At 73.5% G+C, this 17237-nt stretch carries 13 protein-coding genes; 6 read left to right on the top strand and 7 right to left on the bottom strand.

Annotated features, from left to right (window positions below; translation table 11 throughout):
- Positions 1-7038 (bottom strand): type I polyketide synthase (locus tag JNW98_RS27710; RefSeq protein ID WP_223771044.1); only part of this gene is annotated, 7038 nt, incomplete at its 3' end.
- A gap of 182 nt (positions 7039-7220) precedes the next feature.
- Here JNW98_RS27710 and JNW98_RS27705 point away from each other — a divergent pair.
- Complete coding sequence (locus JNW98_RS27705; protein ID WP_223771043.1) at positions 7221-7781, top strand: gamma carbonic anhydrase family protein; 561 nt, start codon at positions 7221-7223, stop codon at positions 7779-7781.
- Between the two features lie 28 nt (positions 7782-7809).
- On the opposite strand, the gene JNW98_RS27700 is transcribed toward JNW98_RS27705, so the two are convergent.
- Together JNW98_RS27700 and JNW98_RS27695 are read right to left on the bottom strand one after the other, a co-directional pair.
- Complete coding sequence (locus JNW98_RS27700) at positions 7810-8565, bottom strand: response regulator (RefSeq protein ID WP_223771042.1); 756 nt, start codon at positions 8563-8565, stop codon at positions 7810-7812.
- Positions 8562-8939, bottom strand: a complete 378-nt coding sequence (locus JNW98_RS27695; protein ID WP_223771041.1) for a sensor histidine kinase — start codon at positions 8937-8939, stop codon at positions 8562-8564. Before JNW98_RS27695 ends, JNW98_RS27700 begins: the two co-directional genes overlap by 4 nt.
- A gap of 128 nt (positions 8940-9067) precedes the next feature.
- On the opposite strand from JNW98_RS27695, the gene JNW98_RS27690 reads away from it, so the two are divergent.
- Complete coding sequence (locus JNW98_RS27690; protein ID WP_308015673.1) at positions 9068-10540, top strand: ABC transporter permease; 1473 nt, start codon at positions 9068-9070, stop codon at positions 10538-10540.
- Positions 10541-10820: 280 nt separating this feature from the next.
- Positions 10821-11225, top strand: coding sequence for a hypothetical protein (locus tag JNW98_RS27685; RefSeq protein ID WP_223771039.1), 405 nt, complete (start codon positions 10821-10823; stop codon positions 11223-11225).
- Between the two features lie 266 nt (positions 11226-11491).
- On the opposite strand, the gene JNW98_RS27680 is transcribed toward JNW98_RS27685, so the two are convergent.
- Entirely contained in the window at positions 11492-12589 is a 1098-nt protein-coding gene (locus tag JNW98_RS27680; protein WP_223771038.1) for a DUF5954 family protein, read from the bottom strand.
- A gap of 137 nt (positions 12590-12726) precedes the next feature.
- Between JNW98_RS27680 and JNW98_RS27675 the strand changes: the two genes are divergently transcribed.
- From JNW98_RS27675 to JNW98_RS27665, 3 genes are read left to right on the top strand one after another with little or no spacing between them, the layout of a single operon-like run.
- A complete protein-coding gene (locus JNW98_RS27675) occupies positions 12727-13110 on the top strand; it encodes a hypothetical protein (RefSeq protein WP_223771037.1) in 384 nt (127 codons plus the stop codon).
- Positions 13107-14741, top strand: a complete 1635-nt coding sequence (locus JNW98_RS27670; protein ID WP_223771036.1) for a helix-turn-helix domain-containing protein — start codon at positions 13107-13109, stop codon at positions 14739-14741. Before JNW98_RS27675 ends, JNW98_RS27670 begins: the two co-directional genes overlap by 4 nt.
- Positions 14741-15316 carry a transcriptional regulator gene (locus JNW98_RS27665; protein ID WP_223771035.1) on the top strand — a complete coding sequence of 192 codons (576 nt, stop codon included), beginning with the start codon at positions 14741-14743 and terminating at the stop codon, positions 15314-15316. The genes JNW98_RS27670 and JNW98_RS27665 overlap by 1 nt, the downstream gene beginning before the upstream one ends.
- Before the next feature lie 36 nt (positions 15317-15352).
- Here the strand turns inward: JNW98_RS27665 and JNW98_RS27660 are convergent, their stop codons facing one another.
- The 3 genes from JNW98_RS27660 to JNW98_RS27650 form a co-directional block, all read right to left on the bottom strand.
- Entirely contained in the window at positions 15353-15925 is a 573-nt protein-coding gene (locus JNW98_RS27660; RefSeq protein WP_372459335.1) for a hypothetical protein, read from the bottom strand.
- A 209-nt stretch (positions 15926-16134) separates the two neighbouring features.
- A complete protein-coding gene (locus JNW98_RS27655) occupies positions 16135-16503 on the bottom strand; it encodes a cupin domain-containing protein (RefSeq protein ID WP_223771045.1) in 369 nt (122 codons plus the stop codon).
- A 121-nt stretch (positions 16504-16624) separates the two neighbouring features.
- On the bottom strand, positions 16625-17041 hold the full coding sequence (locus tag JNW98_RS27650) for a winged helix-turn-helix transcriptional regulator (protein WP_223771034.1): 417 nt from the start codon (positions 17039-17041) through the stop codon (positions 16625-16627).
- Between the last annotated feature and the right edge of the window lie 196 nt (positions 17042-17237).

The following is a 17237-nucleotide window of genomic DNA, read 5'->3' as shown; positions in this document are numbered from 1 at the left end:
CTCCATCGCGCCCCAGGCGACCGCGAGCCCCGGCCGGCCGGCCGCCCGGCGGGCACGCGTCAGGGCCTCCAGGAACAGGTTGGCGGCGTTGTACCCGGCCTGGTTCTGGTTGCCGACCAGGGCCGAGACGGAGGAGTACAGGACGAACACGTCCGGATCGCGGTCACGCGTCAGGCGGTGCAGGACGTCCGCGCCGCCCGCCTTGGGCAGGAGCACCCGCCGTACCCGCTCGGTGGTCAGCCGGGCGAGCGGGGCGTCGTCGACGACCATGGCGGCGTGCAGGATCCCGCGGAGCGGGGGCCCCGCCGCGTCCACGGCCGCCAGCACCTCCGCCATGGCCGCCGGGTCCGCCGCGTCGGCCGCGTGCACCGTGACGGACACCCCCCGCCGCCGCAGGTCCGCCAGGAGCGCCGGCGCCTCCGGGGTCGCGCCGCCGCGCCGGCCGACCAGGGCCAGGTGGCGGGCGCCGCGGTCGGCGAGCCGGCGCGCGGTGGCCGCGCCGAACCCGGTGAGCCCCCCGGTGACCAGGTAAGTGCCGTGCGGATCCGGCGCGTACGGCCGCGGTTCCTCCCGCACCGGCGGCGGTTCCTCCAGCGAGACGACGACCTTGCCGATGTGCCGGGAGTGCTGCAGCACCTCGAAGGCGTCCGCGACCCGGTGGGCGGGATACACGTGGTGCGGGACGGGCCGGTAGACGCCGTCCCGCACCCGGTCGGCCACCTCCGCGAACGTCGCCGCCAGCGCCGCGGGCCGGGCCCTGGCCAGCGTGTCGAGGGTCGCGGCGCTGAACGTGATGCCGTTCAGGAACGGCCGCAGCGGCAGCCTGCCGTCCGCGTACAGGTCGCGCTTGCCGAGCTCGACGAAGCGCCCGCCCGGCCGCAGCACCTCCAGCCCGCGGGCCAGCGCCTCACCGGACAGCGAGTTGAGGACGACGTCCACGCCCTCGCCGCCCGTCACCTCCATGACGCGTTCGGCGAACCCGGGGGACCGGGAGTCGAGGACGTGTCGCACGCCCAGCAGCCGCAACAGGTCCCGCTTCACCGGGGTACCGGCCGTGGCGACGACCCGCGCGCCCGCCCGCTCCGCGTACTGCAGGGCGGCCAGCCCCACACCCCCGGCGGCGCCGTGGACGAGCACGGTCTCCCCGGGCGCCAGACGCGCCAGCTCGTGCAGTGCGTGGTGGACGGTGAGGAACACCACCGGCAGCGTGGCCGCCCGGCACAGGTCCATGCCGTCGGGCAGCCGGGCGGCCAGGGCCGCGGGCACGGCGACGTGGGAGCGCAGCGTCCCCCGCCCGAAGGCCATCACGCGGTCGCCGGGCGCGAAGCCCGCGACGCGGGAGCCCACCGCGACGACCGTACCCGCGCACTCCATGCCGGTGGCGAACCCCCGGCCACCGGACTCCTCCTGCTCCTCCTCGACGGGCATCGTGCCGAGGGCCTGCAGGACGTCCTTGTAGTTCAGGGCGGCGGCACGGACGGCGATCAGCAGGTCGTCCGGACCGGGCGCCGGCGCCTCCGCCGGAGCCCAGTCGAGCCGGTAGAAGCGGCCCGGGTCGCGCAGGCGCAGGGCGTACGAGGCGGTGTCGCGGGCCCGCACGCCGGCGTCCGGCTCCTCGCGCACCCGGGGCAGGAAGCGGCCGGACCGGGTGAGCACGATCTCGTCCTCGGGGCCCGGGTCGGTCAGCTCGGCGGCCAGGCGGGCGGCGTCCGCCTCGGCGTCACCGTCGGCGGCGTCCAGCGACACCCGGCGGACCGTCAGGTCCGGGTACTCGTTGCCGAGCGTGCGGGCCACGCCCCAGGCGCAGGCCGCGGTGGGGTCGAGCGGACGCTCGGGGGCGGGCAGGGCCCCCGTCGGCGGTGTGACGAGCCACAGCCCCACCCGCGCCTCCCCGTCGGCCTCCGTACGGCGCCGGGCGGCCAGGGCGAGGGCGCGGAGCAGCTCCGCGTGGTCCAGGGCCCGTTCGGCGTCCAGGGCTCGTTCGACGTCCGGGGCCCGCTCGGCGTCCGGCGTTCCGCCGTGCGCGGAGCCGGCCGTCGCGTCCTCGCCCAGCACGACCACGACGCCGGTGACCGGCGGCTGATCGGCGAGCAGGGCGTCCCACCGCCGCTCGTCGCCCGTCGGCGGGACGAGGCGGGCGCGCGGGCCGCCGTCCGGGGACAGGCGTGCCGTCAGAGCCTCCGCGAGCGCCCGGCGCGCCGGTTCGGCGACGACGATCCAGCCGTGCTCCGGCCCGGCCGGCACCGGGGGAGCGGGTACCGCCGGTACGGGACGGGGCGTGCGCCGGGCCAGGAACGTGGAGGCTTCGCCCGCGTCGGGACCGTCCGCCGGGACCGTCCGGACGACCCCCTCGAAACCCTCCTCGCCCAGCAGCCGTGACCAGGCGTCCGCGGACAGCAGCGGCCCGTCCGGGCGCAGGCCGGTGTCCCGTCGGTTCCGGAAACCGGGCAGGAACCCGAACATGAGGGCGAGGTCGGCCTGCCGGTGCATCTCCACCGTCAGCAGCAGGCCGTCGTCGGCCAGCAGCCGCCGGACGTGCGCCAGCGCGGACCGGACGTCCCCGGCGGCGTGCAGGGCGTTGCCCACCACCACCAGGTCGTGGTCGTCCTCCGCGAACCCCTGCTCCAGCGGGTCGCGGTCGAGGTCGAGGGTGCGGTACCGGACGAAGTCGTAGGCGGCGAAACGGTGTTGGGCCCGGGGGAAGAAGGACGCCGACACGTCGGTGTAGGTGTAGCGCGTGCGCTCCGGCGGAAGTTCCGGCAGCAGCCAGGCCGTCGTGCCCCCGGTGCCGGCGCCGGCCTCAAGGATCCGCAGCGGCCGGTCGGCGGGCCACCGGCGCACCAGCGCGCGGACGGCGGCACGGGCCGCGCGGTGGTGGAACGCCAGCGTGGCGCCGTCGGTGTAGAGGTCCTCCAGCAGGTGCCGGTCGGCTTCGGAGAAGACCCGCTCCACCGGGTCGTGGTCACCGCGCAGGGTGGCCGTCAGCAGCTTGCCGGCCCGGCCGTAAAGCGCCAGTTCCGTGACGAGCCGGGGGTGCGCGGCGGTCAGGGCCCGGAAGCGCTCCTCCGGCCGGGCCGCCCCGACCAGACGCCACCGGTGGGCCTCCGATCCCCTCTCCGGCCCCGCTTCCGGTTCCGCTAGACCGTGCGCCTGCGCGTTGGGCAGCAGGACGTCGAACAACCCGGCGTACTGCTCCGGCATGCCGGCCCGGACGAGGTCCGCGACCGTGAACGAGCGCTCGGAAGACCCGCCACCGGCCAGCAGGTCGCGCACGGACCGCGCGGTGAAGTGCGCCGTCAGCTCCCGGACCACCGCGGTGGCCGACGGGCCGTCGGCGCTCTCCCACATCCGTACCGCCCGCCGCAGTTCGTCCGCGCCCGCGCGCGCGATCTCCGCCGGTTCCGGCACGTCCGCACCCGCCGGGCCCGTCCGCCCGGGGCGCGGCGCCGCCCGCAGCACCGTGACGGCACGGGGCGCCGGGGCGAGCCCGCCCTCGTCGAACCGGCGCAGCCGGCAGCCCTCCAGGGTGAGGCAGACCAGTCCGCCGAGGGCGATGACGGTGGCGTCGCACACGATCTCGCGCGCGGAGACGCGGCGCACCCGCACGAGGACGTGGCCGGCCGAGGGCATACGGCGCCAGGAGCGGATCCGGTCGACGGCCACCGGCAGGTACCGGGCCCCGGGCATGCGCTCCTCGACGACCGGCGCCACCGCCTGCAACGCCCCGTCCAGGAGCGTGGGATGCGCCTCGTAACCGGAGGTGTCGACGCGGGCGGCGTACCGGGCCAGCACCCGGTCGTCGTCGAAACGCAGCTCGTCGAGGACCCGGAAGGCGGGGCCGTAGCGCAGGCCGCGGCGCTCGGCGCCCGCGTAGTGCTCCTCGGGAGGCTTGCTCCCGGGCAGCGCGCGGGCGATGCCGTCCACGTCCAGGACACCCGGCAGCGGCGCGTACAGCCGCCTGACGCGGCCTCGCGCGTGCTGCTTCCACGCGTCCTCACCTCCCGTGCCGGGGCCCGTACGGGCGCTCGTACGGGACGACACCGTCACGACGCCGTCCTCGCGCGCCAGCGACGTCTGGATCTCCGGGCCGCCCTCGTCGGGCGCGGAGGGCAGGAGCAGCGCCTGGTGGATGCCCAGGTTGGTGATCTCGACGGTTCCCCCGTACGCGCGCCGTCCCGCGGCGAGGACCATCTCGGTCAGCCCCGCGGCCGGCATCACGACGGCGTCCCCGACCCGGTGGTCGGCCGCCCAGGGCAACCGGGCCGGTTCGAAGGGGCCGTGCCACGTCGGCTCGGCGACGGCCGCGCGCTCACCGAGCAGCGGGTGGTCGAGGGTTCCGTCGCCGCAGCCCGGCTGCCACAGCCCGGGGTGGCCGTTCCAGTGCCGCTCGCGCTGCCAGGGGTAGGCCGGCAGGTCCACCACGCGGCCCCCGTCGGGGAAGAACACGCCGGGGTCGGAACGGACGCCCGCGGCCAGCAGACGGGCCACACCGGCGCGGACACCGGACGGCCCCGGCGCGTTCCGCCGCATCATCGGCACCACGATGCTCCGGGACGACGCCCCCGGCTCTCCGCCGGCGACGAGGCCCAGGTAGCGGGAGAGCACCGGATGCGGGCCGACCTCGACGAAGACCGAACAGCCCGCCTCACGAAGCCGCGCCGCCGCGGCCCCGAACAGCACCGGCTGCCGCAGGTTGCGCCACCAGTAGCCGGCGTCCAGCTCGGTGCCGTCCAGCAGTGTGCCGGTGGTGGCGGAGGCGTACCGCAGCCGCGCCCGGCCCGGCTTCAGCCCGGCGAGGGCGTCGAGCAGGCCGTCCCGCAGCGGGTCCATGACGCGGCTGTGGAAGGCGTAGTCGAGGCCCAGGTCCCGGAAGAAGACCCCCTCCCGCCCGAGGCGCTCCCCGAGGTCGGCCATGGCGGCCCGCTCGCCGCTGACCGTCACGTCCCGCGCGCTGTTGATCCCGGCGATCTCCAGGCGGCCGCCGTAGGGCGCCAGCCACGCCGCGGCCCGCTCGGCGTCCGCGCCGACGGCGGCCATGGCCCAGTCACCCGCCGTGGACGCCTGGGCCCGCGAGCGCGCGACGACGACGCGGGCCGCGGCGTCCAGGTCGAGGGCCCCGCACGCCCAGGCCGCGGCCATCTCGCCCGCGCTGTGCCCCACCACCCCCGCCGGCCGGATGCCGTGGGCGCGCAGGACGGACACCAGGCCCACCTGCACCGCGAACAGCAGCGGCTGGGCGACGTCGGTGGTGTCCGGGCGGCCGCTCCCGGCCTCCGCGGCCAGTTCCTCCAGCACGGACCAGCCGAGGTGCGGACGCAGCGCCTCGTCGGCGTCCGCGACACCGGCCCGGAACACCGGCTCCTCCCGCAGCAGGCCCCGGCCCATGCCCGCCCACTGGGCGCCGTTGCCGGAGAAGGCCAGGGCGACGTCGGCCCCCTCGGCCCCCTCACTCAGCGCACCGGCGACCTCCCGCTCTCCCCGCGCGAGGGCTTCGAACCGCCCGGCGGCCTCCTCGGGCCCGCCGGCCAGCACCACGGCACGGTGCTCGTGCCGCCCGCGCCGCAGGAAGGAGGTGTGCGCCAGGTCGCGGAACTCTCCGTCCGGACACCGCCGCAGCCGCTCGGCCATGCGCCGGGCCGCCTCGCCGACCGCGGCCGGCGTCCGGGCGGACACCAGGACCGGCAGGCACGCGGCATCGTCCCGGCCACGCGCCGGTGCCGGCACCGGCGCCGGCGGTTCCGCGAGGGCGACATGGGCATTGGCGCCCCCGAAACCGAAGGAGTTGACCCCGATGACGGCCCGCCCGCCGGACGGAACCCGCAGCGGCGCCGGCTCCGTGGCCGGGGCCAGGCGCAGACCGGCGAAGTCGATGGCGGGATTGAGGGGCAGGGCGTGCAGGCTCGCCGGAACGCGCCGGTGACGCAGCATCAACAGCGCCTTGAGCAGGCCCGCCATACCCGAAGCGGGCTCCAGGTGCCCCAGCTGGCTCTTGACCGAGCCCACCGGCAGCGGACCGTCCGACGAGCGCCCGACCCCCAGGGCCCGTCCCACCGCCAGGCACTCGGCGGGATCCCCCACGGGGGTACCGGTCCCGTGCATCTCCACGTAGGCGACCTCGTCGGGGTGCACCCCCGAGGCCGCGTACACCTCCCGCAGCAGCGCCTCCTGCGCGTCGGCCGCGGGCTGGGTCAGACTCGGGGTGCGCCCGTCGGTGTTGACGCCGCTGCCCAGGATGACGCCCCACACCCGGTCGCCGTCCTCCAGCGCGCGGGCCAGCGGCTTGAGCACGACGAGACCGCCGCCCTCGGAGCGCACGTAACCGTCCGCCTCGGCGGAGAACGGCCGGCACCGCCCGGTGGGGGAGAGCATCGACGCCCGCGCGAACCCGACGAACTCCGTCGGGCTGAGCAGCACGTGCGCCCCGCCCGCAAGCGCCATGCCCGACCGGCCGTGGCGCAGCGCCTCGCAGGCGTGGTGCAGGGCCACCAGCGACGAGGAGCAGGCGGTGTCCACGGCGACGCTCGGCCCGCGCAGGCCCAGGACGTAGGAGAGGCGGTTGGCGGTGTTGGCCGTGGCGCCTCCGGACATGGTGTAGGCGTCGACCGTGGCCGGGTCGAGCCCCTGGAGATGCGCGAACGCCTGACTGGAAGCGCCCACGTACACGGCGGTGTCGGAACCGGCGAGCGAGGCGGCGGGGCAGCCGGCGTCGTCGACGGCCTCCACGGCCATCTCCAGGAGCATGCGCTGCAGCGGGTCCAGGCGCGCGGCCTCGCGGGGCGACATGCCGAAGAACTCCGCGTCGAACCCCTGCACGTCGGCGAGGAAACCGCCTCGGGCGACGTACGTCTTGCCCGGACGCCGCGGCTCGGGATCCAGCCAGCGGCCCGCGTCGAACCGGTCGGGTGGTACGTCGCCGATCAGCTCACGCCCCTCGACGAGGGCGGACCACAGGCCGTCCGGACTCTCGATGCCGGCGGGCAGCCGACAGGACACGCCCACGATGGCGATGGCGTCGGAGTTCGTGGAAGTGGGCAGCATGAAGGTCTCCTCGGGGCGGCGAACCATCATCAACCCAGTGAGATGCCCGAAATCGACGGAGAGAGGAAGTACACGCGCGACAGATCCCTCATGTGGGGGACGCCAGGAATAACTTCCGACCCTGACAGGCCGTTAGCGGCACGGACGGGACGTACGTCACAAGGAAACGGAAAGGGAGCCGCGTGGAACGACCGGACGGGACGAGCGGGCACCCCCTCGTACGCGGCGTGGCCGGACGGGCCCCCCGGATCGACCCCACCGCCTTCCTCGCCCCCACGGCCGCGCTGCTGGGCGCGGTGAGCCTGGCGGCCCGGGCGAGCGTCTGGTACCACGCCGTCCTGCGCGCCGACTTCGACGCCATCGACATCGGCGAGGAGACCAACGTCCAGGACGGCGCCGTGCTCCACGCGGACCCCGGCTTCCCCGTGACGATCGGCGCCCGCGTCACCATCGGCCACAACGCCACCCTGCACGGCTGCCAGGTGGCCGACGACGTCCTGATCGGCATGGGCGCCGTCGTCCTCGACGGCACCCGCATCGGCCCCGGTTGCCTCCTCGCCGCCGGCACCATCGTCCCCCAGAACCGCCACATCCCCGCCCACTCGGTGGTCGCCGGCCCCACGGCAACCGTGATCCGCACAGCCACCCGCGAGGACCTGGACACCATCACCACCGCCGCCCGCCTCTACCGCGGCCTCACCGCCCTCCACCACCCACCGGCTGCCGACGTTCCGGGCTCGTGAGAGCCGGCGGCCCGTTCCCCCCCCGCCGCTACCGAACGGTTCCGGCGGAACCGCCCGGAGAGACAAGCCCTGTCTCGTAGGCGAGGACGACGGCCTGGGCTCGGTCGCGCAGGCCGAGTTTGGCGAAGATCCGGGCCACATGGGTCTTCACCGTCGCCTCACTGAGCGTCAGTGTCCGCGCGAGTTCGCTGTTGGACAGACCTCGGCCCATGAGCGTCAGCACCTCGCGCTCCCGCTGCGTCAGGGGGGCCAGGTCGCGGTGGACGGTGGGGGACCCGGGTGATCTGGGGGTGACGGCGGCACTGTGTCGTGGTTCGCCTCCGGCACGCCCCTGATGCCCGCTTCCCGCGAAACGCTCCACCAAGCGGCGGGTGATCGAGGGCGCGAGCAGTGCGTCGCCGGTCCTGACCAGACGCACGGCGGAGGCGAGGTGTTCGGGAGTGACGTCCTTGAGGAGGAAGCCGCTGGCACCGGCGGCGAGGGCGGCGTAGACGTAGTGGTCGAGGTCGAAGGTGGTCAGCATGATCACCCGGCAGTCCGGGACCTGGGCGAGGACGCGGCGGGCCGCCTCCAGACCGTCCATGGCGGGCATGCGGATATCCATCAGCACGACGTCGGGCCGCTGCTCGCGTACCGCCGCCACCGCCTCCGCCCCGTCGGCCGCCTCGCCCACCACGTCGATCCCGCGGGCGGTCAGGATCAGCCGGAAGCCGGTGCGGACGAGTTCCTGGTCGTCGGCGACGACGACACGGGGGGCGGGTTCGGCGGGTGTCGTGGTCGTCATGGCCGGTCCAGGGGAATGCGGGCGCGGACACGGTAGCCGCCGCCGAGGCGGCGGCGGGCGTCCAGGTCGCCGCCGTAGACGGCGACCCGTTCCCGCAGCCCGAGCAACCCGCGTCCGGCTCCGTCCGCCGGGACGGACGCCCGGGCGCCCGCCGGGCCGCCCGGAGGCGCGGAGCCGTCGGAGGTCAGGACGCTCGGCCCGCTGTTCAGGACCTCGACCCGCAGGGAGTGGTCCGCGTACCGCACGGTCACCTCGGCCTTCGTCGTGTTCCCGTGCTTGAGGGCGTTCGTCAGCGCCTCCTGGACGATCCGGTAGGCGGTGACGTCGATGCCGCCCGGCAGTGGGCGGGGTTCCCCGGAGACGCGTACGTCCACGGGCAGCCCGGCGAAGGCGAACCGGTCGATCAGCGGGCTGAGTCTGCTCAGGCTCGGCTGGGGGGACAGGTCCGCACCGTAGGGCTCGTCGTCGCCGTTCTGCGCGGGGGCGAGCCGGGTACCGGCACATCGGGGTGCTCAAGGCGCTGGGCTTCACACCGAACCAAGTGCTCGCGGTCTACCTCGCGATGATCTCCGTACCCACGGCCGCCGGCTGCGTCGTCGGCACCCTGACCGGCGACGCGCTGTCGCAGCCCATCCTGCGGGACGCCTTCAGCGGCATCGAGACCGGCAACGCCTCCATGGGCGTCGGCCTCTGGGTGTACGCCGTCTGCCTGCTGGGCGTGCCCGCCCTCGTCCTCCTCGCCGCACTGGTCCCCGCACTCCGGGCGCACCGGCTCTCCGCGGCCCGGGCGATCAGCGCGGGCAACGCCCCGCGGGCCGGGCGCGGGCTGCGCATCCAGCGGGCGCTCGGCGGCACCCGGCTGCCGCGGGCCGTGAGCCTGGGCCTGAGCCAGCCGTTCGCCCGCCCGGGGCGCACCGTCATGACGCTGGCCGCCATCGTCCTCGGCGTCACCGTCGTGACCCTGACGACCGGTCTGACCGGCACCATGGTCGCGTTCGGGAAACACGGCCAGAACAACGGATCCGCCTGGGTGAACGTGGAGGCGGGCAGGCCAGGGCTCGGCCAGAAGGCGCCGCGACTGAGCGACCGCCAGGTCGAGGCACGGCTGCGGTCCCTTCCCGGAGCGGACCTGGTGACCGCCCGGGCCATCTCCAAGGTGCGCCTGTCCGGGTACGCGCAGGCCGCCGCCGCGAACTTCCACCGCGGGGACACCCGGATGTACGACTCCGAGGTCGTCAAGGGGCACTGGCCGCACGGCCCGGGAGAGGCCGCGGCCGCGCCGACGTTCCTGAAGCAGCGCGGGCTCGCGGTCGGCGACGAGATCACCCTGTACCTGAACGGCAGGCAGGCCCGCGTCACCGTCGTCGGAGAACTCATCGAAGGCCACGCCGACGCCGTGGAGTCCACCTGGGAGACCCTGGCCGAGCTCGCCCCGGACCTGCCGGCCATCCTCTACACGGTCGAACTCGCCGACGGAGCCGACGCCGAGGCGTACGCCCGAGCGGTCACGGCGTCCGACCCGGGCCTCTACCTGATGCCCGGCGCCTCGCCGAACACCACAGCCACGACCGTCATCAGCGTCTCGACGGCGTTCACCGTCCTGCTGACCGTCGTCGCGGCCCTGGGCGTCTTCAACACGGTCCTGCTGAACACCCGCGAACGCCGCCGCGACCTGGGCATGCTCAAGTCGATCGGCATGACGCCGCGCCAGGTCGTGATGATGACCGTGACGTCCGTGGCGGCGTCGGGCGCGGCCGGCGGACTGCTGGGGGTGCCCCTCGGCATCGCCACGCACCGGCTGCTCGTGGACCACGTCGGACAGGTCGCGTTCCCGGAGTCCATGAAGGACGTCTGGCACGCGCCGCAGCTGGTCCTGCTGGTCCTGGCGGGGGTCGCGATCGCCGTCCTCGGTGCCCTGCCCCCGGCCCGCTCGGCGGCGCGGCTCACGATCGCGAAGGTGCTGCACAACGAGTAGGCCGGCCGTTCGTCCCCGCGGCAGCACGGCTGCCCGGCTCTGGACCTGATGCAGTTCCGGCTCCGCAAGCGAGGCCACCGTGGTGCCGTGACAGAGTCGCCTCATGCAGATGTCCAGACCTCCTTGCCTTGCTGCCGCACTCCTCCTGGGGGCCGCTCTGACCCTGACAGCCTGCGGACAAGAGCGCGCCGGTCCAAACGCGAACGGCCCCGCGACGCGTCTCGACGGCTCGGCCTCCCCCTCACCCACGAGCTCCACCGCCGGTCCCGCACGGGGCAATGTGGAGCCCGACTCGCACGACGGAGCTCCGCACTACCGGGAGAACAACGGCTTCAAGTTCGCCAAGGACATGTCCCCCGCCGGCGAGCAAGCCGCCCGAGCGGAAGCCGCCCGCATCGAACCGGTCCTCAAACGACTCTGGAAGGCGAAGGCATGGAATGCCGAGCGTGTGCGCGAGGATCTGCTCAAGCTCGGCTACCGAAACGAGGGCCCGGACAGCGATCAGGGGCGCGGAACACTCTTCGTACAGGCCCACGACCCCGCCGGCAATCCGGGCTCGAGCGTCGCCCTCAACGTCCGCCATGACGCCTGTGTGACGGCGTTTGTGCAGTCGACGAACTACGAGGTCAAGGTCAACGGCCGGTTCATGGAGACCGGCTGCTTCGAGCCGCGCGGCGGTCACTGAGCCGCCTTCGATCCCGCGGCTCGGGAGAGCTTCGGTCAGCCGTTCCGGACGTTCCGGACGGTCCGGACGGCGGTGTGGAGTGATGGGTGGATACGTCGCCGCTCCCGGACCTCGGTACGGCGACCGGAGGGGCGGCAGCCGGCTCGTACGGCCTGGCCATCAGCTGGGGGTGCTGTCTGATCCCGCCCGTCGGGCCTCGCGCGAGCGAGGGGCACATTGCTGCCTCCTTCCCTCCGGATTTGTCCGGAGGGAAGGAGGCACCGAGCTCAGTCTTCGTCGACCTCGTGGTCGTAGTGGACGTTGCCGTCCTCGTCGAGGAGTGGGTGAATCTGCGCGGGAGGCTGGCTTTCGGCGTCGGACGGGCGGGGTCCTTCGGGGCCGTCGGGGCCCCAGCGCAGGAGCCGGCGGGCGCGGCAGATGCGGTAGACGGTGCCTCCGGCCTCGAGCTGGTTGACGCGCTGCTCCGACCGTAGTCGGTCGGCGGCCTGCGCGTACTCGGCCAGCTCTTCGGCCGCGGGGTCGGTGCCTTGCGCGGCCACCGAGCGGGCGTCGACCTCCCTGTCGTCGGCACCCCAGGGGATCAGGCCCCGTCGGCGGGGTTCGAACCAGGTCAGGGCGAAGTCCAGCGACTTGCGGGCGTCATGGGCACTGGCGTGCGGACCGCCGCCGACCTTCCACCCCTGGCCGTCCCTTTCCACGATTCTGAACACCGGAGGCAGCAGCATGACGTCCGGGTGGGTCGTCAGCGCCTTTCGCGAGTCCTTGCGTACGTCCTTGGGGAAGCGCTCACCGGTGTAGTCCAGACCGCGCAGCGCCAGTCGTTCCGCGGCCTGGGCGGGGGTGACCGGCGCTTCGGGGTCCAGGACCAGGCCGTCGTCGACCCGTGCGTCCCGGGCCCCGCGGTCCCAGTTGGGGACGGCCGGCTCGGGGTCGGTCGGCCGGGGCTGTTCGATGCCGTCCCGCCCCAACCCCGTGTACTCCTCGGCACGCACCACCCGGTAGCGGGTCCCGAGCACGGTGAGCTCGTCGACGCGCTCGTTCTCCAGCCGGGTCACCGCCGCCAGCAGGGCTCGCCGCTCCGCCGCGTCCTTCGCCTCGTCCTTCGCCCTGAACCACAACAAGGAGTTGAGGCCGTCCCGGGACAGTTGCGGACAGCCGTCCTGTACCGGGATCACGACCCGCCACCGTGGTGCCTCGCCGACGTCCTGTGCGACGACCCCGAACAACGGCCCCCGCACCAGCACCGCGTCCACGTGCAGCGCGGCGTCCAGCGCGTCGGCCTCCACGACCGCCTCCACCGGATCCTCCGGATACCTGACCTTGATCGGCCGCACGCAGTCCGGCTTCATCTCCCTGTGCTCCATGCGCTCATCCTGCCGACCGCGGCCTGCGCTCGTGGGGGGTTTCCTGATTCCTCAACGTGCAACACGCCTGCCCGGGTGGCGGCAGTCTTTCCTGTGCAAGTTATGGATAACATCGCAACAAGTTAGACAGTTTCCGCATGGGAAGGTGGCCGGTGCTGCAGATCCAGATCGGTGCCGAACGCGCCGCGGACCCGGACGACTGCCTGGGGCGCGCCACCCTGGGCTGGCGGCCCGGCATGAGCGAGGACGAGGCCTGGCAGGCCGGCCGCGGCATCTGGAAGTTCAACGCCGACAGGGCTCTCTCCCAGGACGAGGTGCAGATCATCAACCTCGAGGGCACGGTCCTCGCGGTCGCGACGATCACCGGGATCTCCAAGCACGGCGACCGCTACGCCCTCGAAGGCACCCTCCTGCTCGGTGACCCGCGCGTCGGCCGGCCCACCCCGAGCCCGCACTTGTCCCGCAACCCCGTCACCTACATCCGATGCATCCGAGACATCCGAGAGGGAGCGGGCCGGTGAGCGACTTCGACGCGATCGACTCGCTGCTCGCCGCCGTCGGCCCGGAAGCCGAGCTCCCCCCTCCCCACGTCCGCCGCGAACTACGGGAGCGGGCCCGGCTGTCCAAGGCACAGGTGGCTCGGGCGCTGGGAGTGAGCCCGTCCACGGTCACCGCCTGGGAGGGCGGCCGCGACCCGGCCGGGGAGACCCGGACCAAGTACGCCTACCTCCTGGACGGGCTGGCCGCCAGGTTCGCCGCCGACGCCACCCCGGCGACGCCGTCCACCGCCGAGTCGCAGGCCGTGGCACAGGCTGTGGCACAGGCCCCTGCCGCGACCGACGCCCTTCCGCTCCGCACGGCGCCTGAAGAAGGCGGTGGCGGTGACGGTGACGGTGATGAGGTGGAGACCCTCGCCGCGCCGGAGCCGTGTGTGCTGTGCGGGCATCCGGCCGGGACGCGGGTGGCGGGATTCGCCCAGCACCTGGATCCGGCCGACTGCCAGGCCACTGCGTCCGTGCCCGACAAGTCCACGGCGCCGCCCGCCCGGCCTGAGATCGCGCCGCCCGCCCGGCCTGAGATCGCTCCGGCTTCCCGGCCTGAGATCGCTCCGGCCGGGAAGCCGTCGCCGCGCGCGCCGCGTACGGCGACGCGTCCCTCCGAGCGTTCCAAGGGCCCGGCCCGGCGCGCGTTCCAGGAGCCGTCCGGACCGGTCGATCTGATCGGCCAGGCGGTGCGGGCCGCGCTCACCGAGCACCATGGTGACGTCGAGGCGGCGACGGCCGCGCTGCTGAAGCGGGCGATCCCGGACGCGATGCGCCTGCTGGACGAGACCCGCAAGGGCGCCCGTTACGACATCGTCGCCCACCCCTGGATCCCCGACATCCTCAAGAAGCAGACCTCCCGCGGCGCGGACCAGATCTGGGAGGCGCGCCCGAAATGGACCCGCCACGCGCTGCCGCCCGGGAAACACGAGGTGACGGCGCTCGACATCAACGGGGCCTACCTCTCCGCCCTCAAAACCCACCTCCCCCTCGGGCAACTCGAACACTCCGCCGGCCTGCCCCACGACCGCCGCCGCGCCGGCGTCCACCTGATCACCCCACCCGAGTGGGAGCACGAGGACGTGCTGCCCAACCCGATCGGCCAGCGGGACGAACCGGGTCCGCTGTGGGTGACCGAGCCGACCCTGCGCCTCCTGCTGCGCCTGTCCGGCCCGAAACACGCGCTGTGCGCGCCGCCGGAGGTCCACGAGTCGTACACCTCCGGCGCGACGGAGAACCTGCTGGAGAAGTTCCGCATCGCCTTGAAGGACGCCCGGGACACCGCGATCGCCGAGGACGACGAGGTGACGCTGGAGTACGTGAAGGCGATGTACTCGAAGTTCGTCTCGACGATGGGGGAGTCGAACTACAACCGGGAGCTCTACCGCCCGGACTGGATGCACATCATCCGCTCCCAGGCGTTCTCCAACCTGTGGCTCAAAGCCCTCAAGGCCCACGACGAGGGCCTGACGGTCGTCCGCGCCATGGGCACCGACGAACTCCACGTCATCGGCGATTGGCGCCGTGTCTTCCCTGAAGGCCGCGGTGTTACCGAAGTCAAGGTCAAGGACGTCTACATCGCCGGAACGGAAGGAGAAGGGGAGGAGTAATGCCGCAGAGGAACATCGACTTCGGGAAGTTCGGCGCCCGGGGCATCAAGGGCAGCGACGCCGTCGCCCGCAAGCTCGACGAGCTGGCGGGCGGCATCGCGACCCCGGTGACCGCCAGGCGCGGCTGGATAGCGCGTCTGCACTACCTGACGAGGTCGGCCAAGAGCCGTCAGGCCGCCAAGGAGGCCGGGCTGACGGTCACCGACCGGACGCTGAAGGCATGGCTGGATGGCAGACGCCGGCCGTCGAAGGCCAACCTTGAGCGCCTTGACGCGGCGTACTGGACGGTGCGCCGGCAGAACGTCGCCCGTCACCTCCTCAAGCGCCTCAACCGCGAGGGCCGCGGGACCCGGGTGGAGATCCATCCCCTCAACCAGTCCCAGGTCCCCCGCCCGCTCCAGCGGGTGGTGGAGTACCGGACGATGAACGTACGCCGCTGGGACCGCATCGTCGCCTCCTGGGCGGCCGGTGACTACCAGGGTCTGGACGATGCCTGGACCACCGACGTCCTCCCGGACCTGGGCTCGCAGTGGGGCCAGTACGAGTACGTCACCAACGTCGGCTTCGCCGCGTAGGAGGCCTGAGCGGGGCACGAGTTCTTCGTGCCCCGCTCAGGCCTCCTCGTGCACTCGCCGACGGGTCCACAGGGCCAGGTCACTGCTGGTGGCGACGGCCAGGGTGGAGCCGGAAGGGGAGAACCCGGCGGCGCGCAGTTCCGAGTAGTCACTGTGCAGAACGTGCCACCACCTGTCTCCCGCGGGACCTTGGTTGATCCCGCCGTCGGCGGAAAGGACGACGCGGTGGTGAGGCCACTCGGGACTGACGACGCTCACCGACCAGCCGCCTTCGGCCGTCGTGGTGTGGAGACCACCGCCGAAGAGGCCCGCGATGCGGACCTGAGTGCCCGTGAGCGGGCCGAGGCCGGGACACATGAGATCCGGGTGGCCGTCGGGGGTGCCGGTCTCCGGATCGGGATCCCGGTCACGGGCGATCTTCTCACCGGTGACCGCGTCGAAAAGCCCGTGGCCGTTGGTGGAGACGACCATGACCAGATCGTTCCCATCATCGGGATTGACGCCGAAACCGATACCGAGCAGGCCCCCAATGGGAATTCTGGGGCCGGAAACCTGCCGCCAGGGGTCCGGGGCGGCCATGACGGGGGCGGCGAGGTAACGCTCTCGCATCCTTTGCTGGTACTCCTTGATCGACACGTCTCCATGGTGCGGCGTACATCAAGGGTTCCTCAACCGCGACGCCTTCGCCGAGGCAGCCGCCAAGTCTCACCCCTACCGCGACCACCTACCGTGCGAGGCCGTGCCCGCCGGCCTTTGCTCGGGCCGGTCTGCCCTGACTCGGGATCAGGGCTGCCAGGTTTCGGTGGCGTACTTCTTCATCACTTCGGCGATGTCGGCGGGGTTGAGCCCGTCGGGTCCGGGCTTGAGGCGCTGCAGGTCGCGGAAGTACTCGATGTACAGGTCGGGGGTGGAGGTGAACAGGATGCGGGCGTCCTGGTCGTCATCGGGGTTATTGAAGGTGTGGGGGGGGTGCCGATGGGGGCGGTGACCAACTGCCCGGGCCCGACACGGTGGGTGTCGTGGCCGGAGGTGAAGTCGACGGTCCCGGAGAGGACGAAGAAGGTCTCCTCGTGCTTGCGGTGCAGGTGCTGCGGCGGACCGGAGAACCCGGGGGCGAGCCAGAGCTCGGCGATGCCGAGGCGCTTGCCGGTGCGGGAGCCGTCGGCTTCGGCGAGGGGCGGTATCACCACGCTAGTAGCCTGCGGATAGTGGTTTCCCCTGCGAAAGCGGGTCTCCCGGCGCGCGCCCTCGGCGCTCCCTCCCTCCCTCCCTCCCTCCCTCCCTCCCTCCCGTCGCTTCCCCTGCCGCTCATCCTTCGGCCCAGGCTTCTTCCTCGGCGCGTGCGGCGTCGTAGGCGCGGCGGGCGTCCTCGACGCGGTCGAGATGGTCCTCGCCCCAGGCGGTGAGGGTCCGGAAGACGGGAGTGAGGGTGCGCCCGAGGTCGCTGAGGGCGTACTCGACGCGCGGGGGGATGTCGGGATGGTACGTGCGGGTGATGAGGCCGTCCCGTTCGAGCTGCCGGAGCCGGCTGGTGAGGATCTTCGGGGTGATCTCGGGGATCAGGCGTTGCAGGGCGTTGAAGCGCAGGGTGCCGTGGTGGCCGAGGGTCCACAGGATGGGAGTGGTCCAGCGGCTGAAGATGATGTCGCCGACCGGGCTGACCGGGCAGGCGACCACGGCCTCGCTGAGGCGGCGGGCGGTGTCGGGGGTGCGGTGACGGGGCACGGGAGCGGCTCCTGGAGACGGCGGGCGGTGTGGGCGGTGGTGAGGGGAACGGGGCGGGGGCGCGCGGACGGTGGCCGGGGCCGGCCGCTGCCGGGTTTCGTCCGGCCGCAGGCCCACTCCGTCCGGTCTCACGTGCCGGATCAGCGCTTTCCTCAAGGAAACCACTTTCCTTGCGCTAGGGCCTGTATTGGGTTGT

Origin of the sequence: Streptomyces huiliensis, assembly GCF_020037025.1 — a bacterium.
GTDB lineage: Bacteria > Actinomycetota > Actinomycetes > Streptomycetales > Streptomycetaceae > Streptomyces > Streptomyces huiliensis.
This window is presented reverse-complemented; position numbering and strand designations above follow the sequence as displayed.

Bases quoted from the DNA above. Each gene is read 5' to 3' on its own strand.
- JNW98_RS27675 (WP_223771037.1), top strand. From the start codon at position 12,727: ATGGGAAGGTGGCCGGTGCTGCAGATCCAGATCGGTGCCGAACGCGCC.
- JNW98_RS27700 (WP_223771042.1), bottom strand. From the start codon at position 8,565: ATGACGACCACGACACCCGCCGAACCCGCCCCCCGTGTCGTCGTCGCC.
- JNW98_RS27660 (WP_372459335.1), bottom strand. From the start codon at position 15,925: ATGCGAGAGCGTTACCTCGCCGCCCCCGTCATGGCCGCCCCGGACCCC.
- JNW98_RS27680 (WP_223771038.1), bottom strand. From the start codon at position 12,589: ATGGAGCACAGGGAGATGAAGCCGGACTGCGTGCGGCCGATCAAGGTC.
- JNW98_RS27665 (WP_223771035.1), top strand. From the start codon at position 14,741: ATGCCGCAGAGGAACATCGACTTCGGGAAGTTCGGCGCCCGGGGCATC.